We start from the raw sequence: 21,707 nt of genomic DNA, 5'->3' as shown, positions 1-21,707 counted from the left end.
CATCTCGACGGCGGCGAGCGAGCCCTTGCCGGTCGCGTCGGCATAGAGGCTCGACATGTCCGTGAGCACGCCGATCTTGACGACGTCGTCGGAAATCTGCGCCTGCGCCGCGCCGGACGTAGCGGCGAGGGCGAGACCGGCCGCGACGGCTGCGATGAGTTTTTGCATGGTTGTTCTTCTCCCTGTGTGTTGTTATTCGGGCTTTGTTGCGGGGACTGTTCTAGCGACAATCAGTCACGGCAGCTAAGCGGTGTGCGCCATAGCGGGATGCAAAAAGAGAAGGGGCGGGCGGTGTTCCCCTTCGCCTCTCTCCGCGAAGCAGGATCAGCGAGATCAGGATCGTAGGGTGGGCAAAGGCGCACTTGCGCCGTGCCCACCATCTCACCAACATTGCGATAGAAGCGTGGGCACGCTTCGCTTTGCCCACCCTACGATACTGCCGCCGTCCTTGCGGGGAAGGAGAGAAGTCACGCCCGGCTCTCAGCCGCCACCCTTGAGCCGTTCATTGCGGCGGCGCAGGCCTTCGAGGGTGGCGAGGAGGACCACCGAGACCGTCGTCAAAATGACCGCCGCTGCCGTGATCGTCGGGCTGATGTTCTCGCGGATGCCGCTGAACATTTCGCGCGGCAGGGTGCGCTGCTCCGGACCTGCCATGAACAGAACGATCACGACCTCGTCGAAGCTGGTCGCGAAGGCGAACAATGCACCCGAAGCGAGGCCGGGCAGGATCAGCGGCAGGATCACGCGGCGGAACGCCTCGAGCGGCGAGGCGCCGAGCGAGGCGGCGGCGCGGGCCAGATTGGTGTCGAAGCTCTGCAGCGTCGCGCCGACCGTGATCACCACGAAAGGCGTCGCCAGCGCGGTGTGGGCCAGGATCAAGCCGAGATAGCTGCCGGTCAGTCCGATCGGCGCGAAGAAGAAATACAGGCCGACCGCGGTGATGACACCGGGGACGACGACCGGCGACAGCACGAAGGCCAGCACGAGCGGTTTGAACCGGCTCTTCCACTGCGCCAGACCGAGCGCGGCCAGCGTGCCGAGCACCATGGACAGCAGCGTCGAGGCGACGCCGATGATCATGCTGTTCTTCAGCGAATTCATCCAGCGCGGCGAATTGATGAAGTCGTCATACCAGCGCAACGACAGGCCCGGCAGCGGATAGGTCAGGTACGAGCCCGAGCTGAAGGACAACGGCATGATCGCCAGGATCGGCGCGATCAGGAAGATGAACACCAGCGTGGAGACAATGATGGTCGCTGTCCACGCGATGCGCTGGCTGGGCGTGCGGAGGGAAGCATTGTCGCTCAATTCTTCATCCCTCCCGTAACCTGCTGGCCCTGCACCAGCTTGCCGTAGACCAGTGCCAGCAGAAGGGTGGCGAGCAGCAGCACCGCACCGAGCGCCGAAGCAAGGCCCCAATTGGCGGTTTCGGTGGTGTAGAGCGCGATGAAGTAGCTGATCATCTGATCGGCGGCGCCGCCGACGAGCGCAGGTGTGATGTAATAGCCGAGCGCCAGGATGAACACGAGCAGGCTTCCCGCGCCGATGCCGGGCAGGGTCTGCGGCAGGTAGATTCGCAGGAAGGCGGTGACCGGTGGCGCGCCGAGCGAGGCCGCGGCACGCATGTAAGCCGGCGAGATCGCCTTCATGCTGCTGTAGAGCGGCAGGATCATGAATGGCAGGAGAACGTGGGTCATCGCCACGCAGACACCGAAGCGGTTGTAGATCAGGCGCAACGGCTCGTCGATGATGCCGAGCCAGTGCAGGCTGTCGTTCACGACGCCCTTGCTCTGCAGCAGCACGATCCAGGCGCAGGTGCGGACCAGGAGCGAGGTCCAGAACGGCAGCAGGACGAAGATCATCAGCAGGTTCGAGCGGCTCGGCGGCAGCGTCGCCAAGAGGTAGGCGACCGGGAAGCCGAGGATCAGGCAGAGTACGGTGACGCTGAGGCTGATGATGAAGGTGCGGGTGAACAGGCTGCGATAGATGGCCTGGTCCGGCGGGGCCGCGACGATCACGCCGTCGACGTTCCTGACAAGGTCGAGCGCCGCCAGAAGGTAGAAGCCCGTGACCGGGCCACTGGCATCCCTGATTGTCGTCCAGGTCGTGCGTTCGCGCCAGGCCGGATTGATCTTGCCCAGCGTCTCCTTGGCCGTGCCGGGCTCGGGCATCGTCTTCAGATTGCGTGCCGTGCTGGTCAGGATCGTGCGAAAACCGTTGAGTGCGTAATTCAGCCGCTTGGCCGCAATCGCAATGGTGCCGGAGGTGCGCGCCGCCATGATGTCGCTTGCCAGCGCAGCAAAGGCTTCTTCGTCCGGCAGGTCCTTGCCGTTCCAGCTGGCGAGAGCCGCGAAGGTTTGAGGCAGAACCTGACGCACCTCCCGGTCATCGACCGCGCGCCACAGCATGCCGGCGATGGGGCCTGCGAAGGTGAAGAGCAGGAAGACGAGAAGCGGCGCGACCAGCGCCAACGCCTTGACCTGGCGTGTCCGCTCCGCGCGCCTCAATCGGCGCTTGAGCGGCACCTCGGTCGACGCATTGGCACCGGACAGGGACGCATCCGTCATTCGTCGAGCCTTGCCGGGCGCGCTATTTCGCGGCCCATTTGTTGAAGCGTTCGGTCAGGCGGTCGATGTTCTCGAGCCAGAACGCAACGTTGATCTCGACCGCATTCTTGATGTTGTCAGGCGCCGTCGGCAGGTCCTTCAGAACGGCCGGCGCGAGCCGTCCGGCTGCGTCCTTGTTCGAGGTGCCATAGGAGATATTCTCCGACAGTTTCGACTGGTTCTCCGCCTTGCCTGCGAAGTCCAGGAACTTGTAGGCCGCGTCCTTGTTCGGGCTGCCCTTCAGGATGACCCAGCTGTCGAGGGTGAACAGCGCGCCGTCCCAGACCATGCCGAAGTTCTTCTTCTCGTTCTTGTTCGCTGTGTCGATGCGGCCATTGTAGACCGAGGTCATCGCGACTTCGCCGGAGGCGAGCAGTTGCGGCGGCTGGGCGCCGGCCTTCCACCACACGATGTCGCCCTTGATGGTGTCGAGCTTCTTGAACGCGCGCTCGACGCCTTCGTCGGTCGCCAGCACCTTGTAGACGTCCTTCGGCGCGACGCCGTCGGCCATCAGAGCGATCTCCAGCGTGGTCTTCGGGCCCTGACGCAGGGCGCGCTTGCCCGGAATCTTCTTGGTGTCGAAGAAGTCGGCCCAGCCCTTGGGCGCTTCCTTCAGCTTGTCCTTGTCATAGCCGAGAACAAAGTCATAGAGGATGGCGCCGACGCCGCACGGATTGACCGACGGCGGGATGTAGGCGGCCTCGCCGCCGATCTTGGAATAGTCCAGCTTCTCGAACAGGCCTTCCTCGCAGCCGACCGCGAGTTCGTCGCTCTCGACCTGGACGACGTCCCAGGTGGCGGCGCCGCCCTGCACCTTGGCACGCAGCACGCCGACGCCGCCGTCCCAGGATTCATCGTTCATGGCAATTCCGGCCGCCTTCCTGAACGGCTCGAAATAGGCCTTCTTCTGGGCATCCTGATACGCGCCGCCCCACGACACGACGGTGAGGTCGCGCGCCTGCCCGACCGTGGCCAGCGCGGCGCTAGCGGTGAAGGCCGCGGCGAAACCCAGAGCAATCTTGCCAATCTTGCGCTTCAGCATGGTCATGGTTCCTTCTTCATGTGCGTTGCGTTGAGTTCGATCGCTGGATCAGACGGGATCGAGGGCGAGGCAGTCCTCGGGGTGAAAGGTGACGAACACGTTTGCACCGTGTGTCAGGCTGTCATGTGCGCCGGGCTGAAGCTTGACCATGAACTCGGCATTCCCCGAGACATCGAGCACGGCCAGCGCGTGGTCGCCGAGATAGATGGTGTTCTGCACCCTGGCCGGCAGCCGGTTCGGTCCGTCGCTGGAGGTGCCGTCCGGGATAATGGTGATCCGCTCCGGCCGCACCGACAGCGAGGTCGATGCGCCCGCGCCTGATACATTGACCGCCCGTGCGGTGACAGTGCCGCCGCCAGCCAGCGCGACGCGGCAATAGTCCTTGTCGACCGTCTCGACGGTGCCGGCCAGCACATTGTTCTCGCCGATGAAATGGGCGACGAAGCTGTTCACCGGATGCTCATACAGCGCATCGGGCTTGTCGATCTGCTGCACGATGCCGTCGTTGAACACGGCGATGCGGTCCGACATGGTGAGCGCTTCACTCTGATCGTGGGTGACGTAAACGACGGTGATGCCCATCGTCTCGTGCAGTTGCTTGATCTCCAGCTGCATCTGCTCCCGCAGGCGCTTGTCGAGAGCGCCCAGAGGCTCGTCCATCAGCACGAGTTGCGGATTGAAGACCAGCGCGCGGGCCAGCGCCACGCGCTGCTGCTGACCGCCGGACAGCTGTCCGGGCCGCCGGTGCGCCAGGTTTTCCATCTTGATCATGCGTAACGCCGATCCAACGCGCTCCTGCACGTCCGCCTTGTTCGTCTTGCGAACGGATAGCGGGAAGGCAATATTCTCCGCGATCGTCAGGTGCGGAAACAAGGCATAGTTCTGGAACACCATGCCGATGTCGCGCTTGTGCGGCGGCATGTTCTTGATCGGCCGGCCCGCGAGGTAGATCTCGCCATGGGTCGGAACCTCGAAGCCGGCCAGCATCATCAGCGTGGTCGTCTTGCCCGAGCCCGACGGGCCGAGCAGGGTGATGAACTCGCCCTTCCTGATGTCGAGATCGAGGTTCTTCACCACGAGATGCTCGCCATCATAGGTCTTCTGAATGCCGGAAAAGCGCACCAGTGCCGGCGCAGGCGTGACCATGCCGGCTTCCATGTTGACCTCGCGTTTACCCACTACAGTGCCGTCGGCACCTCATTCGAGGTTGCGAGGAACAGCTTAGCATCCTCCGATCAGAATGCCAGCGGCGCAACCGATCAAGAGGCGTCCAAGCGCGGCGAATGAAGGCGAGCTACATCCCCGACAGCTTCGTCACCGACACATTCAGCGTGCCGCCGGCTTCCGCGACCACGCGCAGCGTCTTGGAATCGAAGGCAATGTCGGCCAGCGTCAGGCTGTCGATCTTGGCGTCGACCTTGACGCCGTCCTCGCTTTTCTGGAAGTCGGCGATGACGCCAGCGATCTTCTCGCGCGCGTTGGCGGCGATCGGCTTCAGGTCGAGCGTCGCCCTCTGCAGCAGTGCTTGCTGCATCTGCGGCACCACCGCGCGCGCCGCGGCACCCAGTAGGCCGAAGGCGGCTTCCGATTCCACAGCAAGCTGGATGTCGGTGAGCCGCAGCGTCTGCTGCCCCTGGTCGAGCACCGGCCGGCCCCAGATGTGCACGGTCGCCTCGGCGCCGAGACCGAGCCAGCTCTTCTTTTCCTTGGCGCGCACCAAAAGCGAGATCAGCAGGCGCTCGCCCGACGGGACCACGTTGACGCTCTTGACGGTCACGTCGACCGGGCCGGAGCCGTCCTCGGGATAGGTGTGGCCGACCATCTGCGCGGCGATCAGCTTGTTGATCTCGGTGAAGGGCACGTCGATGGGCACGCCGATGCTCACGCCGGTGCCGGTCGGCGGCACGATCGAGATCTTGTCGGGGAACGGGCAGTCCGGCTTGGTCTGCGTCGACGTCACGCGCGTCTCCGCTTCCAGCCCCATCAGCAGCGTCACGGCCTGGGCATCGACGCGCGGCTGCGCGGCAATGGCGCGGATCGGCTTCATCTCCAGCCAGAGCGGCGGAAGCGCGGCCGAGGAGCCCGATCCCTGCAGCGGGATCGAGCGGCAGGCCTTGGCCCATTGCAGCTTCGCATTCTCGCGCAGGCTCGGATCGTTGCGGATGCGTTCGGAGACGATGTTGATCTGCTCGCCGACATTCTTGTCGATCAGCGGCTTGACCTGCGCCGGCACGTTGACCTTGGCGCCGGCGACGTTGAGGTTGGTGTCGCCGAGATTGACCTGGGCGCCGAGATTGGGCTCGAGATGCCAGTTGGCCGCGAGCTTTGGCCGCGAAGTGACGATCACGTTGCCCTTGATCTCAGCGCTGGCGTTGAGATTCTTGATGTTGACCGCGCCGATCCGTTTCGCTGCGTCACCGCCGAGCACGCCGCTGAGCGCATCGCCGAGCGCGCCGGTGGCTTTCGAGGACAGCGAGCCCGTCACGTTCAGCTTGCCGCTGAGCGGTGTCGAGATCGTCAGCACGTCCTTGTCGCCGGCAGCTGCCATCGGCCCGCGCACGGCGGTCCAGCCGATGTCGGCGTTCTCCAGGATCTGCGAGATCGGGTTGTCGGCCTTCCCTGCGAAATTGCGCGGGGCGGCCTTCTCGGCCTGGTCGCGGATCGCCGACAGCGCGATGGCGACCGGCGCCACGACGATCGAGCTCTTCGCGACCGGCGGCAACGGCGGCAGTTGCGCCACCGGCGGCGCGGAATTCGTCGCGCGCGGCGACAGCCAGTCCATGGCCTTCAAGCTGATGAAGAACGACGCCGCGAGCACTACGACGGCGATCGTGATGGTCTTCAGATTCAACGTCAGTCGCATCGATCCCCCAAGCCGCCCCGGCAGGGATTCTACAGGGCAGGCGAGGAGGGCGCTAGAGCGCACCGATGGGGTGGAATTGGGGCGAATGGGCTAACGGCAGCGACCGCATCGCTGCCGTGCATTCAGGCCCCGCGCCGGGGACGGCGGACCGCTCTCACATTGCCGTTAGCGCCACCGCCGCAGAAGAAGCGGTCGCCGCCGTCGGACTCCAGTCCTGACACCATCGTCCCCGCCGGCAGGTCGAGCTGTTCGAGTACCTTGCCCGTGTCAGGATCGATCCGCCTGATATCGCTATCCTCGCCCTCCCAGGTGCCGTGCCAGAGCTCGCCGTCGACCCAGGTCACCCCGGTCACGAACCGCTTGCTCTCGATGGTGCGAAGGACCTTGCCCGTGTCCGGATCGACCTGATGGATCTTGCGCTCGCGATATTGCCCGACCCACAGCGAGCCCTCGGCCCAGGCCAGGCCGGAATCGCCACCGCCACCCGGCGCAGGAATGCTGGTGAGCACCTTGCCCGAGGTCGCATCGATCTTCTGGATGCGATCCTCGGCGATCTGGAACAGGTGCCGGCCGTCGAACGCCGTTCCCGCATGGGCTGCGACATCGAGGGAGCGCGCGACCTTGCCGCTATCAGGATCGATCGCATTCAACTTGTCGCCGGATGCGAACCAGACATGGCTGCCGTCATAGGTGACGCCATGCACGGCCTCGACGCCGGCAAAAGGTCCGTACTCCCTGATGATCTCGGCGGCTGAACGCTTCATGTGATCGCTCCCTGTGATGTGCTCCTACCTTACGTCTTCAGGAGCGGTCCCGGGAGTAACAAGCCTGTCGGGAAACCCGGGACAGGCGGCGTCATCCAGCGCCGCGCCCGCCCATGTCCGAACGACTGCACCTTGTTCGATCGCGCCAGCTCGTCGAGCGCGCGTTGAACCGTGCGCGCACTGGTTCCCAGTGCCAGCGCGAGCGCCGAGCTCGACCACGGCTCGCCGTCGGAGAGGAAGGCGAGGACAGCGGCGTGCTTCTCCTCGACGGGCCGCGCCAGTACCATGACCTGCCGCGTCTTGCGCGGCGTCAGTGCAAAACCCTGCTTCGTCGCAGTGACATCGGCCACAGGCTTGAGCTTGGCGCGGAGGCGGCCGATCTCCACGCGCAGGCGCGCGCGGTGCGATTCATCAACGTGCCTCGCCTGAAACGCCCCAGCCATCAGCGCCTCGCGCGAGACGTCCGCGGGCCAGGCCTGCGCCAGGACGCGGGCGAGTGCGAACAGCACCTGGCGGGTTCCGAGCGAGACGATCGTGCCCCGCCTGCGCACCGAATGATGGAACGTGTCTACGACCAGCGCGTCCGAAGCCGCGAGCTCCTCGACCTGCTCCAGCAGCAACGGACGTTCGTTGCCATGCGTGATCAGGCGTGCCGCGGGCGTATCGAGCACGCGGTTCGTGCTCTCGACCTCGGCTGTCAGCCCTGGGATGCCCGCCAGGCTCGCTGCGTGGGTTGCCCGGGCAAGCGCCGCGCGCGCGTCTTTGGTTCTGAGCCGCCGTATTGCGATGCCGGCGACCACGAGCTCGCGGACGACCTGCGGGGCAGGCGGCAGCGGGGAGGTGCCGAGCTCGGCGAGGATACGCTCGGCTTCGTCGAGCCGTCCGACGAGAAGAAGACGGCGTGCCTCGATGTGGCCTGCATGCGTGGCATTGGCGACATCGCCGTGCTTTTCGAGCGTCGTCCGTGCCGCCGCGAGCGTCTTCGTCGGCCAGCTCAGATCGCGCGAAACCAGCGCGATCTCGGCTTCGGCCACCACGCATCTCGCGCGCGCCACCGCCTCGCGCGGACCGAAGGCGCGCGCGGCGCTTCGCAGCAGCGTCTTCGCCTTTGCGAGATCGCCGAGCTGCGCCATCGCGATGCCGCGCAGCGCCAGCGACGGCGCATCGTTGCGCAACGCAACGCGGTTCAGCGCGCCGAGCGGATCGCCGGCCTCGAGCGCGCGCGCTGCGGCCGTGATCAGCGACTCCATGTCAATCCCGCCACACTTGTTACTCCCACCGCGCAACCACGAGGTGCCAGAATTCGTTGACGGCCGACAAGGTGCGGTGAAGGGCGAGCGGTTCCACGAGACGCGGAATGATCGCCCAGGCAAGACGTCAGGCAAGAGATTCGGAGAGTCATGATGACATTAGCCCAAAACGAACGGAACAACGGACAGGCCGACATGCAAACACCGCCGGTGGTGTCGCCGCAGGACTGGGAGGCCGCCCGTCAGCAACTGCTCGTGAAGGAAAAGGCGCATACCCGTGCCCGCGACGCCCTGGCCGCCGAGCGCCGGCGCATGCCGTGGATGGAAGTGAGCAAAACCTATTCGTTCGAGGGGCCCGGCGGCAAGGTCAGCCTGCTCGACCTGTTCCAGGGCCGACGGCAGCTGATCGTCTACCGCGCCTTCTTCGAGCCGGGCGTGTTCGGCTGGCCTGATCACGCCTGCCGCGGCTGCTCCATGGTGGCCGACCAGGTCGCCCACGTCGCGCATCTCAACGCTCGCGACACCACGCTGGTGTTCGCCTCGCGGGCGCCGCGAGCCGACATCATCAGGCTGAAGAAGCATATGGGCTGGACCATGCCGTGGGTCACCGTCACCGACAGCTTTGATGCCGATTTCGGCGTCGACGAATGGCACGGGACGAACGTGTTCTACCGCGACGGCGACCGCATCTTCCGCACCTATTTCATCAAGAGCCGCGGCGACGAGCAGATGGGCGGCACCTGGAATTATCTCGACATCACGCCGCTCGGCCGCCAGGAGGTCTGGGAAGACTCGCCAAAAGGCTATCCGCAGACGCCGACCTACAAATGGTGGAACTGGCACGACAGCTACACCGAAGGCGCGGCGCCCGACCAGAAGTGGGTCGAGATCTCGGACGCCGGCGAGAAGGCGTTTCGTCAGGAGGCGGCGGAAGGTCGTGACTAGTGCCGCCAGCCTTGCCAGATGGCTCGGCCTCGCGGCCACGCCGACCTTTGCGATCATGGCCGGGCTGACGGCCATGATCGGCGGCGGTCAGGCGGACATGCTGTGCGCCGCCGGGCGCGGGTCTTCGCTCGGCGAGATGGTGCCGATGTATCTGCTGATGAGCGCGTTTCATTCAGCGGCGTGGCTGCGATTGATCTCAGAGAGGACCGGCGGATGAGCGATTTCCGCCGGTGTGAACGCCTCGTCCTTCGAGGCGACCGCTTCGCGGTCTCCTCAAGGATGAGGCTAACTGGCATTCGCGCCCTGGTGCAATAGCTGCGTGAGCACGAGCTGCCGCACACTCCGTCCTCATCCTGAGGGCCCGCCGCAGGCGGGCGTCTCGAAGGATTGCGCTGAGATTTCGAATGCAAGCCTCACACGCGGCGCCCACGCGACTATTGCCCGCCCGCCGCCTGCAGATACGCCACCACCTTCGCCGCGTCCTCCGCCGAGACGCCGCCATAGGGCTGCATCTTGTTGCCGGATACGACCTCGTCCGGCTTGACCATGAAGCGCGTGAGCTTGTCCTGGTCCCAGACGAAGCCGGCCTCTTTCATCGAGGACGAGTAGTTGTAGTCCGGCAGCGAGCCGGCCTTGCGTCCCACGATCTTGTTGAGATTGGGACCGAGGCGATTGTCGCCTTCCTTCACGGAATGGCAGGTGCGGCAGGAATTGTTGAAGGCCTGCTGAGCTGCCGCTTCGCTCGCCGGCTGCTGAGCGAGCGAGGAGGGTACGGACACGAGCAGCGTTAACGCTCCGGCACCGGCGACTGGGCGCAGCCATGAGTTCGCCGAGAATTGCATTTGCGCCTCCATCGGGGACCCGCGCCTCAGCAAGCGCGCGCCGGAATGTCGAGGGCAAACGAAGGCGGCCCCGGGGATGTTCCGGGGCCGTTTGCGTCACAATGTCCTGTCGGTTCAGCGCGTCGCGGTTCCGAGCTCCGCTCTCCGTTCCGTCATCGGCAGCACAATCACCTTGGTGCCGACGTTGACGCGGGAGTAGAGGTCGGAAACGTCATCATTGGTCAGGCGGATGCAGCCGGAGGAGACGCGCTTGCCGATGGTGTCGGGGGCGTTGGTGCCGTGGATGCGGTAGATGGTGCCGCCGAGATACATGGCGCGGGCGCCAAGCGGGTTGCCGGGGCCACCGGCCATGTGGCGCGGCAGATAGGGCTGGCGGGCGATCATTTCCGGCGGCGGAGTCCAGGCCGGCCACTCGGCCTTCCTGGTGACGGACTGCGTGCCCGACCAGGTGAAGCCGTCGCGGCCGACGCCGATGCCGTAGCGCAGCGCCTGGCCGCCTCCGAGCACATAATAGAGATAGGTGTTGGGCGTATCGATGATGATGGTGCCCGGCGCCTCACGCGTCGCGTAGGAGACGGTCTGGCGGCGGAAGCGTGCCGGCATCTCCACGGCGTCCTGATCCTCGAACGGCTCGGTCTGATAGGTCGGCGCCTGGTAGGGCTGATAGGGCTGGATCGGCTGCGGCGCGGCGAACGGCGGCAGCGGCTGGAAGAAGGGGAAGAGCTGCACCGGCGCGGCCTTGGCGCTACCCGCGAATGCGATCGCGGAGACCGCGACTGCGCCGAATGCAACGGCGCGCGAAAACGTCTTGAACGCATCCAGATTGAACATGTGATCGCCCCTGTTTGCTCGGTGGTTTCGGCCACCGCGGCACCGTTGCGGTGCTCTGTTGCTGAGATCACTAACCGCAAAACGTTTCGGGACATTTGCGCGGAAAACCGAAAACGGTTTCACGGCGGCAAGGATTGTTTCATGACAGTTTCGTGGCCGCAGGTGCCCGTTAACGAACAAAACGGTGGGCCGACACTTCTGTGACGTCACACGCCTGAAATATCCTTCGTTGATGGTCGGAAACCGAGAATCATCAAACTCTCGGGATTTCCCCATGCGGGTATTAATCGCGACTGACGCCTGGCATCCCCAAGTTAACGGTGTGGTCCGCACCCTGACCTCGCTGGCGAATGCCGCCAAGGCCCTCGATGTCGAGATCGACTTCCTGACGCCGGACGGCTTTCCGTCCTGGCCGCTGCCGACCTATCCGGGCCTGCGCATCGCGCTGCCGAGCGGAAAGGAGATCGCGCGACGGATCGAGAAGGCCGCGCCGGACGCGCTCCACATCGCGACCGAAGGTCCGATCGGCTGGGCCGCGCGAGCCTATTGCCGTCGCAACCGGCTTGCCTTCACCACGTCCTACACGACGCGCTTTCCCGAATATGTCTCGGTGCGGACCGGCATCCCCGCCGCCGTCGGTTATGCCGTGCTGCGCCACTTCCATGATGCCGCCGCGATGACGATGGTGGCGACGCCCTCGCTGCGGCAAGAGCTCTCCGAGCGCGGCTTCAAGCGGCTCGGCTTCTGGACGCGCGGCGTCAACACCGAGCTGTTTCATCCCGACTCGCCGGCACGGCTCGATCTGCCGGGGCCGATCTTCATGACCATGGGCCGGGTCGCGGTAGAGAAGAATCTCGAAGCGTTTCTCTCGCTCGATCTGCCCGGCACCAAGGTCGTCGTCGGCGATGGCCCGCAGAAGGCGGCGCTCCAGAAGAAATATCCGGAGGTGGTGTTCCTCGGCGAGAAGAAGGGCGCGGATCTCACCGCGCATCTCGCCGCCGCCGACGTGTTCGTGTTTCCGAGCCTGACCGATACGTTTGGCGTGGTGCAGCTGGAGGCGCTGGCCTGCGGCACGCCGGTTGCGGCGTTTCCCGTGACGGGTCCAAAAGACGTCATCGCCGATCATCCGATCGGCGCGATCGACCACGATTTGCGTACCGCGTGCCTGCGCGCGCTCACCATGTCGCGCGAGACCTGCCGTAACTTCGCGCTGGAGCGTTCCTGGGAAAACAGCGCGCGCCAGTTCGTCGGCAATCTCACCTCACTTCAGCCCAGCCGCGCCTTGCGCGCCTCGCCTCGGATGGCGCGGCGGCCGGTGCGCGGTTGATCCCAAACGTCTGACCCACAGCGAGAACCTCATCGATGGCTAAGATCATGAACCTTGACGGCACCGAGCAGCTCGATCTCACCCGTGGCACGGTCGAGCAGGCCTATGACCGCTGGGCGCCCGTCTACGATCTCGTGTTCGGCGGTGTGTTCGCCAAGGGCCGGCAGGCGGCGATCGCGGCCACCAACAAGATCGGCGGCCGCGTGCTCGAGGTCGGCGTCGGCACCGGCATCTCGCTGCCGCTCTATGCACCGAACCTGCGCATCTTCGGCACCGACATCTCGGAAGCGATGCTCGACAAGGCGCGCCAGCGCGTCGCCGAGGGCAAGCTGAAGAACGTCGAGGGCCTCGCGGTGATGGACGCCGAGAAGCTCGAATTCCCCGACAATTCCTTCGACGTCGTGATGGCGCAATATGTCGTCACCGCGGTGCCGAACCCGGAGAAGGCGCTCGACGAATTCGCCCGCGTGCTGCGGCCCGGCGGCGAGCTGATCATCCTCACCCGCGTCAGCGCCGATGCCGGCATGCGCCGCTTCATCGAGCAGAAGCTGCAGCCGGTGGTGCGTCCGCTCGGCTTCCGCACCGCCGAGTTCGCCTGGTCGCGCTATGCCAAGTGGCTGGCCGGCGCCCACGGCATCGAGCTCGCCGAGCGCCGCCTGATTCCGCCGCTCGGCCATTTCTCGCTGGTGCGCTTCCGCAAGGTCGACGTCGCGAAAGCGGCGTGAGCTGAAGCTCACGCGTCGCGTGCGTCATCGCGCCGCTGCACATCGTCACATGACAAAATGATGATGTCACACGGCCTACATCGAATCCCTGTAATCCCGTACCCGAAAGCATTTTGGGGGAGAGCATGATCAAGAATTATCTCGAGCAGCTGCGGATCCAGCGCTGGGACGACCATCGCTACTATCACCACAGCCGCATCAATCAGAGCCTGCACTTCATCAGCGCGCTGAGCTTTCTCTTCGCCTATGTCTGGCTGTTCATCGACCCTGTCATCTCCGCACTGGTCGGCTGGCTGGTCTCGATGACCTCGCGCCAGGCCGGTCACTTCTTCTTCGAGCCGCACGGCTACGACCACATCAACCAGGCCACCCACGAGCACAAGGAAGAGATCAAGGTCGGCTACAACCTTCAGCGCAAGGTGGTGCTGATGGCGATCTGGGCGGCTTCGCCCCTGGTGCTGTTCGCTGATCCCTCGCTGTTCGGCCTGTTCACCCCCTGGGCGTCCGCGACCGACTTCATGCGGCAGGTTGCCAAGATCTGGCTCGTGGTCGGCGGCGGCGGTCTGTTGTTCCGCACCGTGCACCTGTTCTTCATTCGCGACGTCGAGACCGGCCTCGTCTGGATGACCAAGATCCTGACCGATCCCTTCCACGATCTGATGCTCTATCGCAGCGCGCCGCTCGCCCTGATGCGAGGCGAGCTGATGGACCCCGGCCTGCACCTCAATCCCGAGCACACGCTGGGCCTCATCGGCGAGCCCACGCTCGAAGAGCAGCACGCCTGACACGGCCGTTGCCCGGATCGCGAATGTCCATGGTCTACGTCATGCCCGGGCTTGTCCCGGGCATCCACGTCTTGGGGCCGTTGCGTGGAGACACGTGGATGGCCGGGCATAGGCGAGCGGAAGCGACGCCGTCCTCCGGACGGCTTTGCCCGGCCATGACGGCGTCGGAGCACGCAGCCTCAGCGCCCGAAGCGCTTGGCCAGCATCTCTTTCAAAATCTGCCGCTTGATGTTCTTGTTGGTGAGCACGCCATCGTGCCACCAGAAGCCGTCGGCCTTCATCTTCCCGGCGGCGCGGACGAAGCGTTCGGCGACTTCGCTGAAGTCGGCGTCGGTGTAGTTGAGGCTGAAGATCAGCCGGCCGGTGCCGACCCAGCTCAGCGCCAAGCCCTCGGCGCGCAGATAATATTGCAGCATCCAGTTGTAGCGGGACGGCGTGGTGTATTTCACCGTCCAGATCGACGAGAAGTTGGCGAACCGTACTGGCAGGCCGGCGTCGGTCATCATCTGGTTGAGTTTTTGCGCGCGACCGTTCCAGGTCGCATCCAGCCCGTCATAGATGGCGCGGAAATTCGGGGAGGCGAGGCGGCTCAAAAACTCGTCCATCGCCGTCATGACGTACGGATGCGAGTTGAAGGTGCCGCGGGCGAAGCAGACGTCGGCGGGGCGGTCGTCGCGGAAGCGGCGCATCAATTCCTTCTTGCCGCAGACCACGCCGACCGGCAGGCCGCCGGCGAGGCTCTTGCCGTAGGTCACCATGTCGGCGCGCACGCCGAAATATTCCTGGGCACCGCCGGCGGCGAGACGGAAGCCGACGAAGACCTCGTCGAAGATCAGCACGATGCCGCGCTCGGTGCAGACCTCGCGCAGCCTCGCGAGCCATTCAGTGTAGGCCGCGCGGTCGAAATTGCCGCCGCGAGACGAGTCGACCAGCGAGGAATCGCCGGGCGCGTTGGCGTTGGGATGCAGGCCCTGCAGCGGGTTGACCAGCACGCAGGCGATGTCCTTGCGCGTGCGCAGGACGTGCAGCGTCTTCTCCGACATCTCGGCGAGGGTGTAGGTCTCGTGCGCCGGAATCGGGTTGCCGACGCCGGGCTGCACGTCGCCCCACCAGCCGTGATAGGCGCCGGCGAAACGAACCAGATGCGTGCGCTTGGTGTGGTAGCGCGCCAGCCGCACCGCCTGCATCACGGCCTCGGTGCCGGACATGTGGAACGAGACTTCGTCGAGGCCGGAGATCTGGCGGAGCCGCTGCACGTTCTCGAGGATGACGGGATGGTAGGGGCCGAGCACGGGGCCGAGTGCATGCGCCCGCTTCTCGGCGCCCTCGATGCACTCCTTGTAGAAGTCGTTGCCGAAGATGTTGACGCCGTAGGAGCCCGTGAGGTCGTAGGAGGTGTTGCCGTCGACGTCCGTGACGGTGACGCCGCTCGAGGACTCCATGAAGGTCGAGGTGCCCAGATGCTCGCGGACGAGACGCGAGAACTGGAACGGCACGCGGTAGCTCTCGGTGAAGTTCAGGTCGGAGATGGTTTCCGCCGCTTCCTTCGTCATCGCGCGACCCCTGGGGTAGCGCTCGGCGTAAAGCTTGGCAAGGCAGAAGAAGGCGTCCTTACGCTGCGCCACCACGTTATCAGGCGCGCCGTCGCAGCCGAAATATTTGTCGCCCTCGAATTCGTAGAACGGGAGCAGCTTTGCCACCCGGCGCGACATCTTGGAGTGCCCGGCGAGCGACCGGTGCTTGGCGCGGGACAGTTCGACCCGCGCCTTGAGCTTCGGGAGGACGGCGGCAGCAGACGCTGCGGCGGCCACGGACATCGAGAGAATCGGGAGTGTCGTTTCCATGACAACAAGCGCTAATACTGTGAGCTGACAGATTCATGACAGTCAAAGCCCTCATCGCCTCTTTCACCCAGCAGGAAGACCTCAACTTCCTGTTGACCAACCGCATCCCCCGCGCCGCGCTAACCCGCTTCATGGGCTGGTTCTCCAAGATCGAGAATCCGCTTGTGCGGGACTTCTCGATCGCTCTGTGGAAGCTGTTCTCCGACCTCGATCTGTCGGAGGCGCGCAAGACTCATTTCAAGAGCCTGCACGACTGCTTCACCCGGGAGCTCAAGCCGGGCCTGCGGCCTTTTGATCCCGACCCCTCCATTGTCGCCAGCCCCTCCGACGGCATCGTCGGTGCCCACGGGAAGATCGCCGACACCGAGCTGTTTCAGGTCAAGGGCGCGCCCTATTCGCTGCTCGACCTGCTCGGCGATTCCGCACTGGTTGATCAGCATCGCGACGGAAGCTTCGTCACGTTGCGGCTGACCTCGAGCATGTATCACCGCTTCCATGCACCCCATGATGCGCATATCGAGCGGGTCACGCTGATCCATGGCGATGTCTGGAACGTCAACCCGACCGCCTTGAAGCGGGTCGAGCGTCTGTTCTGCAAGAACGAGCGCGCCGTGATCCGGACGCGTCTAGCGACCGGCGAGGCCGTGACGCTGGTGCCGGTTGCCGCGATCCTGGTCGCGAGCATCCGCCTGCACTTCCTCGACATGGTGCTGAACGCGCAGACCCGCGGCCCGGTCAATTTCCCCTGCGACGTCAACGTGGCCAAGGGCGAGGAGCTCGGCTGGTTCGAGCACGGCTCGACCATCATCATCCTCGCGCCCGGCGATTTCACCTTCTGCGACGGCATCGCCGAGGGCACGCGCATTCGCGCCGGTCAAGCGCTGTTGAGGAGAGGATAGCCTTCAATCCGCCGCGTCCGACGCCTATATCGTCCTGTGGGGATGCATAGATCGACACGGATGTGAGTGATGGCGCGAGCGCCGGTCATGGCGGCGGGTGGTATTGTGCTGCGGCGTGGAGCTGTGCCGCTGATCGCGGTCGTGCGCCAGCGCAAGCGCAACGAATGGGTTTTGCCCAAGGGAAAGCTCGACGACGGCGAAACGCCGAAACAGGCCGCGCACCGCGAGGTGCTCGAGGAAACGGGACACGACGTCGCCATCCACGAATTCCTGGGCACGCTCGTCTATCAGTCCGGCGGGCGTTCCAAGGTCGTGCATTTCTGGCGCATGGAAGCTGAGGGCGGTCCGGTCCGCAAGCTGATGAACGACATCAAGGCGGTCGACTGGCTGCCGCTGGACGACGCGCTTGCGCGCCTGTCGCGCGAATATGAGCGCGCCTTTCTGACCCAGATCGGCCCGATCGCGCTTGCGGCAGCGGGGCTGGCGTCGCCGCCCGCGCCCCAGCCGACGCCGCCGCTCGCGGCCGACGATATCGATGCAACGCTGCAGACGCTGACGCCGGCCGAAGCCGCATCCGTCGAGGAGCTGCGGCATGGTCTCCTGCAGAAGGTGAAGGCCTGGCTGCGCGGCGAGGCGTGAGTTGTCTTCACCTCGCCCCGCTTGCGGGGAGAGGTCGGATTGCATCGTAGATGCAATCCGGGTGAGGGGGACTCTCCGCGAGTCTCACTGCCACTATTTCTGCGGAAGCAGCCCCTCACCCCAACCCTCTCCCCGCAAGTGCGGGGCGAGGGAGCGCACCGAGCGAGCTCATGCACGCCGAACTTTACCGCCGCTCCTTCTCCTTCGGAGCCGGCGCCGGTCTGCGCGGCGCTACGGGGCGTTGCGCGGCAGGGAGGCGCTGCTGGACGCCGCCGGGTCGCTGCATGCCCGGCGGTTGGACTGCGGGCGGATGGGCCGGCTGCATGCCGGTGCGCGGCGGTTGCGACTGCGGATGAGTCCCGCCCGGCTGTGACGGCACGACTCCTCCGGGCTGAATCTGCCCACCACGCTGCGGCTGTGTTTGCGGCGTGGCGTTCGGCGGGGTGGCTTGTCCAGGGCGCGTTGGACGCCCTGCGCCTTGCTGCTCGCCGCGCTGCGGCTGGCCTTGTTGCTGTTGTCCTCGCGGCAGTTGCCCCTGGCCCGCACGCGGCGTGCCCGGTTGCACGACGCCGCCTTGTCCTTGTTGTCCTTGCCGCGGGGGCTGCTGCGTTCCTTGCCGGCCCGGCGTGCCCGGCTGCTGCTGACCCGGACGGTTGTTCTGACCGGGCTGGCCGTTCGGCCGCTGCAACTGTTGGCCAGGTGCGGTCGTCGGCTGCAATTGTTGTTGCTGCGGCGCCTGGGCCGGCCGCGGAATGCGGCTGAGCGCGGTCGGATTGGCGCGGCGGAAGTCACGCTGCTCGGTGACGATCTGGCGGCCCGTGGTTTGCGCCAGATGCACCTGGCCGACGAAACCGCGGTCGCGTGCGATCTGTTGCGCGGGAATCGTGATCGGCACCGCGGCGAAGCGCATGATTCCGGCAGTGGCCGCGCCGGGCCGGATCGCAAAGCCGCTCGCGCCTTGCGTCAGCGCGCCGAGCCGCGTGCCGCTGGTGCGGTCGTCGACGTCGATGTGGCCGACGCGGCCGTCGGCGTCGGGATAGAGCTTGATGTTGACGTTGCGCGCGCTGCTCGCTGCCGCGCCTTCAGGCACCTCGACGACGCCGGTGGTGCCGCGGATGCCGAGCGTCGCGGTCGGCGTCGTGATTTTCATGTTACCGGTCTTCGCCACCGCAGCTGCAACGAAGGCCACTGTGCCCTTTCCGACGTCGAATATCCCTGAGTTCTGCCTGCCGCCGTCCTCATAGACGTAATTGTCGATGGTGATCTTCGAGCTGGCTGAAAGATTGAACGTGGTGGCGTCGTCGAAAGTGATGCCGACCGTGGAGTTCGACGAGGTCTGCACCACGTCGTTGAGATAGATGTCGTCGCGCACGCGCAGCGGATAGGAATTCTTGTCGCGGATCACGGTCGCGATGCCCGTGACGGTCGCAACGTTGCCGATCGGCTCGACGGCGGCGGGTAGTGCGTCCGCGGCCGGTGTCGGTGAAGCCGATGGCGTTGGGGAGGGCGCTGGCGCCGGCTGCGCTTGTGGCTGGGCCTGGGCGACTTCGATCGCATCGGATGCGATCGCAACGCTCGCGCCTGCCAGCGGCAATGCCGGCAGCACGAGCGCGAACACGAAGCGGCGCCAGGCCAGCATTGATGTCACGAGGAAGTCCCGGTGAGAACGCGAGGCGAGATCGGTTGATATCAGCCGGGGGGACCTGAATGGTGGATGAACGTGTGTGGCAGGAGGAGGGCCGAACGTTCAGACGTCACGTTCGGTGAGGGATTTGGCGCCGCCTTCTTACTCGTCATTCCGGGGCGCGACGAAGTCGCGAACCCGGAATCTCGAAGTTGTGGTGCGAGTTCGCCGCGCGAGATCCCGGGTTCGATGCTTCGCATCGCCCCGGGATGACACCTGCGGTGTCAGCTCACGCGCTTCCAGGTCTGGCCGCCGCAGAACATGCCGCCGAAGGCGCAACCCTGCACGCGCATCGCATTCGGACCCTTCATCGCGATGGTCGAGTCGTAATTGCGGCCGGAGTCGGGATCGTGGATGCGGCCGCTCCACTTCGAGCCCTCTGGCTTCATGTTGATCAGGATGCGCGCATTGGTCTTCTCGGCATAGCCGCAGAGATTGGCGCCGCACTGCTCGACGCGGACATTGCCCTTGTTCTCTTCGGTGGCCCAGACGCCGATCGGCGTGTTGGCGACCACCACAGGCGCGGCGGCCACGGGGGCCGGAGCGGGCGCCGGAGCAACTGCGACCGGCGCGGGTGCAGGAGCAGGAGCCGCGACGGGCGCCTGCTGCGTATTGGCGTCAAAGCCGACCGACGGCGCGGCAGCAGCCGTCGCGGCCGGAGCGGTGGGAGCCGTGACCGCGGGCGCGGCCGGCGCGGTCGCCTGCGCCTGCTGCACCGGCTGCTGCTGCACCGGAGCCGGCGCGGGCTGCGCAGTCGCCGTGCTTGGCGTGGTGTCGTCATCGTCCTTGGAGCCGCCAAGGCCCTTCAGGTTGATGTTGTTCAGCTTGATCGGCTTGTCCGACAGGCCCGGTGCCACGATGGTCACGCAGTTGAGCGAGGCGCAGTTGCGCGGCGTCTCGATGCGGATGTGCTGGCCTTCGATCTGGAACGAGATCGTGTTGCCGCCGGCATGGGCGGCGGCGGTCGACGCCAGAAAGAGCGCGGTGGCGACGATGGTGAGCTTGTTCATGACAGCCTCCGAAAATGGCGTGGTCCCGATGGACTGAAGTCGCTGGTGGATGAAGCGTGGTTCGACCCTACGCCGGACTGGCCGGGGCGTTCTGTGATGGGGGTCACAACGGTGCCGCGCCGTCTGGGTGAGGCAGCGCACATTCAGCCGTGCCGCCTCTGTGTAAGCTCGCGGCGGCACTCAAGGAGGTGTGGATGAAACGGCTTGCGACTTCGCTTGGCACCTTGATCGCACTGATGGCGATCACGCCCGCGGCGGTGGCCGGTTCCTATTCCTTCTCGATCGGCGGTCACCGGTTCCATGTCGAGTCGCCGCGCAATTGCCGGTCGGCCTCTTGTGTGTCGGTCTCCAGCCGCAGCCTTCGATCGACAGACGATGTCGACACGACATCAGCCGCGCAGCCTGCGGTCGCACCGCTGCAGCCGGCCTATCCCGCAGCTCCCGTCCGACCGGCGCAAGCAACCATCGTCGTGCCGCCACCGGCGCCGACCGGCCCTGTTGTCGCCGCGACGACGTCGCAGCCTGTTGTGCTGCCGCCGCCAAGGGTCGAGGCGCCGACACTCGTCGCGCCGAGCCTCAATCCGCCACGGATCGACCCGCCGAAGATCGTTACGCTCGATCCGCCGCGCATCGAGCCGCCGCCCTTCCCAAGTCCCGAGATCAAGCAGACCGCAACGGTCGCACAGCGCAGCGACGATGAGCCGGCTTATATGCCACTGGGCGAATGGGAGAGCCCCGGCGCCAAGGGCACGGTTCGCATCGAACGCTGTGGCCCCGCACTGTGCGGTTACGCGCTGACGGAGGCGTCGAGCCGCGGCGAGAGCGTGCTCGTCAACATGAAGCCGAAGTCGCACGACGTCTGGACCGGCAACATCTACAGCCGCTCCAGCGGCAACACCTATTACGCGACCATGATGCTGAAGAGCTCCGGCCGGCTTTACGTCGAAGCCTGCGCGCTCGGCCGCTTCTGGTGCTCCGGCAATGACTGGACGCGGATCGAGGCGCCGCGAGAGCAAATGCTCACGACGTCGCGGCAATGGAGCGCGCGGTCGTAGTTTTTCTCCCCCTCTCCCCTTGCGGGAGAAGGGACGAAGAGCGTGTATCGGAGCGATAAGCCGCTAAATCATGCCGAGCACGATGGCGCCGACGAAGGCCATGGCGAGGTATGCGGCGACAACGCTCAGTCTCCCGGCGAACGTCATGAGGTCGCTCCCTCCATGCGCGCCGCTTTGCGCGCGGGCATCATGGTTAACAGAGAGTCTCCTTGCGAAAAAGTCAGGCTTGCTGTCGCTCAGCCTGCCGCTCCGGGCCCGCACGGGCCCGTATGGTTAAAGAACTCTGAAATCAACGTGTTGAAGAGTCTTTAAGTAAATTCACCGAACGTGCGTGCATGACGCGCGGAGTTCGTTTGTATCTCGTCGGCTCCATCGTCCTTGTTTCGCTAGCGGGTTGCGGACGCGGCTTCTTCCAGGCCGAACGCGAACCGTGGCGGGCCGAGGCCGAAGCCGCATGCCTGAAATCGGGCGCGGTGAAAGAGGGGCCGGATCTCGTCCGCATCGACCCGATCTCCGGGCCCGGCATGTGCGGCGCCGAGTTTCCGCTCAAGGTCGCCGCCATCGGCGAAGCCTCGAGCAGCTACGGCTTTGCCGAC

General features: G+C 65.5%; 20 protein-coding genes and 2 pseudogenes. 9 read left to right on the top strand and 13 right to left on the bottom strand.

Annotated elements, in window-relative coordinates; genetic code table 11:
• The 8 genes and pseudogenes from IC66_RS48240 to IC66_RS0111500 all read right to left on the bottom strand — a co-directional run.
• Nucleotides 1–168: pseudogene (locus IC66_RS48240) on the bottom strand (ABC transporter substrate-binding protein); the annotation flags it as partial.
• A gap of 312 nt (nt 169–480) precedes the next feature.
• Nucleotides 481–1,308: an ABC transporter permease gene (locus tag IC66_RS0111530; RefSeq protein WP_038947718.1), complete on the bottom strand. Its 828-nt coding sequence runs from the start codon at nt 1,306–1,308 to the stop codon at nt 481–483.
• Complete coding sequence (locus tag IC66_RS0111525) at nt 1,305–2,567, bottom strand: ABC transporter permease (RefSeq protein WP_038947717.1); 1,263 nt, start codon at nt 2,565–2,567, stop codon at nt 1,305–1,307. Before IC66_RS0111525 ends, IC66_RS0111530 begins: the two co-directional genes overlap by 4 nt.
• 22 nt (nt 2,568–2,589) lie before the next feature.
• Complete coding sequence (locus tag IC66_RS0111520; protein WP_028145568.1) at nt 2,590–3,648, bottom strand: ABC transporter substrate-binding protein; 1,059 nt, start codon at nt 3,646–3,648, stop codon at nt 2,590–2,592.
• 48 nt (nt 3,649–3,696) lie between these two features.
• On the bottom strand, nt 3,697–4,806 hold the full coding sequence (locus IC66_RS0111515) for an ABC transporter ATP-binding protein (protein ID WP_038947716.1): 1,110 nt from the start codon (nt 4,804–4,806) through the stop codon (nt 3,697–3,699).
• A gap of 136 nt (nt 4,807–4,942) precedes the next feature.
• Nucleotides 4,943–6,511, bottom strand: a complete 1,569-nt coding sequence (locus IC66_RS0111510; protein WP_038947715.1) for a DUF4403 family protein — start codon at nt 6,509–6,511, stop codon at nt 4,943–4,945.
• A gap of 122 nt (nt 6,512–6,633) precedes the next feature.
• Entirely contained in the window at nt 6,634–7,275 is a 642-nt protein-coding gene (locus IC66_RS0111505) for a Vgb family protein (RefSeq protein ID WP_038947714.1), read from the bottom strand.
• A gap of 29 nt (nt 7,276–7,304) precedes the next feature.
• On the bottom strand, nt 7,305–8,525 hold the full coding sequence (locus IC66_RS0111500; protein WP_038947713.1) for a hypothetical protein: 1,221 nt from the start codon (nt 8,523–8,525) through the stop codon (nt 7,305–7,307).
• A 153-nt stretch (nt 8,526–8,678) separates the two neighbouring features.
• On the opposite strand from IC66_RS0111500, the gene IC66_RS0111495 reads away from it, so the two are divergent.
• A complete protein-coding gene (locus tag IC66_RS0111495; RefSeq protein ID WP_390887075.1) occupies nt 8,679–9,470 on the top strand; it encodes a DUF899 domain-containing protein in 792 nt (263 codons plus the stop codon).
• Nucleotides 9,463–9,687 (top strand): hypothetical protein, encoded by a 225-nt coding sequence (locus IC66_RS0111490; protein WP_038971273.1) that lies wholly within the window; start codon nt 9,463–9,465, stop codon nt 9,685–9,687. The genes IC66_RS0111495 and IC66_RS0111490 overlap by 8 nt, the downstream gene beginning before the upstream one ends.
• Nucleotides 9,688–9,904: 217 nt before the next feature.
• Here IC66_RS0111490 and IC66_RS0111485 read toward each other — a convergent pair whose 3' ends face one another.
• Both IC66_RS0111485 and IC66_RS0111480 read right to left on the bottom strand, forming a co-directional pair.
• Entirely contained in the window at nt 9,905–10,324 is a 420-nt protein-coding gene (locus IC66_RS0111485; RefSeq protein WP_028145562.1) for a c-type cytochrome, read from the bottom strand.
• Between the two features lie 102 nt (nt 10,325–10,426).
• The gene (locus IC66_RS0111480; protein ID WP_038947710.1) at nt 10,427–11,143 is read right to left on the bottom strand and encodes a L,D-transpeptidase; all 717 of its coding nucleotides are present in this window, start codon (nt 11,141–11,143) and stop codon (nt 10,427–10,429) included.
• A gap of 274 nt (nt 11,144–11,417) precedes the next feature.
• Between IC66_RS0111480 and IC66_RS0111475 the strand changes: the two genes are divergently transcribed.
• The 3 genes from IC66_RS0111475 (at nt 11,418) to IC66_RS0111465 (ending at nt 13,980) form a co-directional block, all read left to right on the top strand.
• The gene (locus IC66_RS0111475; RefSeq protein WP_028145560.1) at nt 11,418–12,470 is read left to right on the top strand and encodes a glycosyltransferase family 4 protein; all 1,053 of its coding nucleotides are present in this window, start codon (nt 11,418–11,420) and stop codon (nt 12,468–12,470) included.
• 35 nt (nt 12,471–12,505) lie between these two features.
• Nucleotides 12,506–13,195: a class I SAM-dependent methyltransferase gene (locus IC66_RS0111470; RefSeq protein WP_038947708.1), complete on the top strand. Its 690-nt coding sequence runs from the start codon at nt 12,506–12,508 to the stop codon at nt 13,193–13,195.
• Nucleotides 13,196–13,320: 125 nt separating this feature from the next.
• A complete protein-coding gene (locus tag IC66_RS0111465) occupies nt 13,321–13,980 on the top strand; it encodes a hypothetical protein (RefSeq protein WP_028145558.1) in 660 nt (219 codons plus the stop codon).
• Nucleotides 13,981–14,159: 179 nt separating this feature from the next.
• On the opposite strand, the gene IC66_RS0111460 is transcribed toward IC66_RS0111465, so the two are convergent.
• Nucleotides 14,160–15,824, bottom strand: coding sequence for an aminotransferase class III-fold pyridoxal phosphate-dependent enzyme (locus IC66_RS0111460; RefSeq protein WP_038947707.1), 1,665 nt, complete (start codon nt 15,822–15,824; stop codon nt 14,160–14,162).
• A 35-nt stretch (nt 15,825–15,859) separates the two neighbouring features.
• Here IC66_RS0111460 and asd point away from each other — a divergent pair, with 35 nt between their 5' ends.
• Both asd and IC66_RS0111450 read left to right on the top strand, forming a co-directional pair.
• Nucleotides 15,860–16,723: an archaetidylserine decarboxylase gene (asd, locus tag IC66_RS0111455; RefSeq protein WP_038947706.1), complete on the top strand. Its 864-nt coding sequence runs from the start codon at nt 15,860–15,862 to the stop codon at nt 16,721–16,723.
• Nucleotides 16,724–16,792: 69 nt separating this feature from the next.
• Nucleotides 16,793–17,362, top strand: coding sequence for an NUDIX hydrolase (locus tag IC66_RS0111450; RefSeq protein WP_038947705.1), 570 nt, complete (start codon nt 16,793–16,795; stop codon nt 17,360–17,362).
• 184 nt (nt 17,363–17,546) lie between these two features.
• Here the strand turns inward: IC66_RS0111450 and IC66_RS0111445 are convergent, their stop codons facing one another.
• Together IC66_RS0111445 and IC66_RS0111440 are read right to left on the bottom strand one after the other, a co-directional pair.
• On the bottom strand, nt 17,547–19,001 hold the full coding sequence (locus IC66_RS0111445; RefSeq protein ID WP_038947704.1) for a FecR family protein: 1,455 nt from the start codon (nt 18,999–19,001) through the stop codon (nt 17,547–17,549).
• Between the two features lie 269 nt (nt 19,002–19,270).
• Nucleotides 19,271–20,056, bottom strand: a complete 786-nt coding sequence (locus tag IC66_RS0111440) for a DUF2147 domain-containing protein (protein ID WP_038947703.1) — start codon at nt 20,054–20,056, stop codon at nt 19,271–19,273.
• Between the two features lie 194 nt (nt 20,057–20,250).
• Between IC66_RS0111440 and IC66_RS0111435 the strand changes: the two genes are divergently transcribed.
• Both IC66_RS0111435 and IC66_RS0111425 read left to right on the top strand, forming a co-directional pair.
• On the top strand, nt 20,251–21,111 hold the full coding sequence (locus IC66_RS0111435; protein WP_038947702.1) for a DUF2147 domain-containing protein: 861 nt from the start codon (nt 20,251–20,253) through the stop codon (nt 21,109–21,111).
• Nucleotides 21,112–21,446: 335 nt separating this feature from the next.
• A pseudogene (locus IC66_RS0111425) lies at nt 21,447–21,707 on the top strand (extensin family protein); the annotation flags it as partial.

The sequence above is a fragment of the Bradyrhizobium genomosp. III genome, from assembly GCF_000261705.1.
GTDB classification, from domain to species: Bacteria; Pseudomonadota; Alphaproteobacteria; order Rhizobiales; family Xanthobacteraceae; genus Bradyrhizobium; species Bradyrhizobium ottawaense.
Note: the sequence above shows the minus strand (reverse complement) of the source record. Positions and strands in the feature narration are given on the sequence as shown.

Excerpts from the sequence above, each read along its gene's own strand:
- IC66_RS0111500 (WP_038947713.1), bottom strand. The coding sequence starts at position 8,525 with ATGGAGTCGCTGATCACGGCCGCAGCGCGCGCGCTCGAGGCCGGCGAT.
- IC66_RS0111485 (WP_028145562.1), bottom strand. The coding sequence starts at position 10,324 with ATGGAGGCGCAAATGCAATTCTCGGCGAACTCATGGCTGCGCCCAGTC.
- asd (WP_038947706.1), top strand. The coding sequence starts at position 15,860 with ATGACAGTCAAAGCCCTCATCGCCTCTTTCACCCAGCAGGAAGACCTC.
- IC66_RS0111460 (WP_038947707.1), bottom strand. The coding sequence starts at position 15,824 with ATGGAAACGACACTCCCGATTCTCTCGATGTCCGTGGCCGCCGCAGCG.
- IC66_RS0111470 (WP_038947708.1), top strand. The coding sequence starts at position 12,506 with ATGGCTAAGATCATGAACCTTGACGGCACCGAGCAGCTCGATCTCACC.
- IC66_RS0111435 (WP_038947702.1), top strand. The coding sequence starts at position 20,251 with ATGAAACGGCTTGCGACTTCGCTTGGCACCTTGATCGCACTGATGGCG.
- IC66_RS0111525 (WP_038947717.1), bottom strand. The coding sequence starts at position 2,567 with ATGACGGATGCGTCCCTGTCCGGTGCCAATGCGTCGACCGAGGTGCCG.
- IC66_RS0111515 (WP_038947716.1), bottom strand. The coding sequence starts at position 4,806 with ATGGAAGCCGGCATGGTCACGCCTGCGCCGGCACTGGTGCGCTTTTCC.
- IC66_RS0111495 (WP_390887075.1), top strand. The coding sequence starts at position 8,679 with ATGACATTAGCCCAAAACGAACGGAACAACGGACAGGCCGACATGCAA.
- IC66_RS0111445 (WP_038947704.1), bottom strand. The coding sequence starts at position 19,001 with ATGCTGGCCTGGCGCCGCTTCGTGTTCGCGCTCGTGCTGCCGGCATTG.
- IC66_RS0111440 (WP_038947703.1), bottom strand. The coding sequence starts at position 20,056 with ATGAACAAGCTCACCATCGTCGCCACCGCGCTCTTTCTGGCGTCGACC.
- IC66_RS0111505 (WP_038947714.1), bottom strand. The coding sequence starts at position 7,275 with ATGAAGCGTTCAGCCGCCGAGATCATCAGGGAGTACGGACCTTTTGCC.
- IC66_RS0111480 (WP_038947710.1), bottom strand. The coding sequence starts at position 11,143 with ATGTTCAATCTGGATGCGTTCAAGACGTTTTCGCGCGCCGTTGCATTC.
- IC66_RS0111510 (WP_038947715.1), bottom strand. The coding sequence starts at position 6,511 with ATGCGACTGACGTTGAATCTGAAGACCATCACGATCGCCGTCGTAGTG.
- IC66_RS0111520 (WP_028145568.1), bottom strand. The coding sequence starts at position 3,648 with ATGCTGAAGCGCAAGATTGGCAAGATTGCTCTGGGTTTCGCCGCGGCC.
- IC66_RS0111475 (WP_028145560.1), top strand. The coding sequence starts at position 11,418 with ATGCGGGTATTAATCGCGACTGACGCCTGGCATCCCCAAGTTAACGGT.
- IC66_RS0111450 (WP_038947705.1), top strand. The coding sequence starts at position 16,793 with ATGGCGCGAGCGCCGGTCATGGCGGCGGGTGGTATTGTGCTGCGGCGT.
- IC66_RS0111465 (WP_028145558.1), top strand. The coding sequence starts at position 13,321 with ATGATCAAGAATTATCTCGAGCAGCTGCGGATCCAGCGCTGGGACGAC.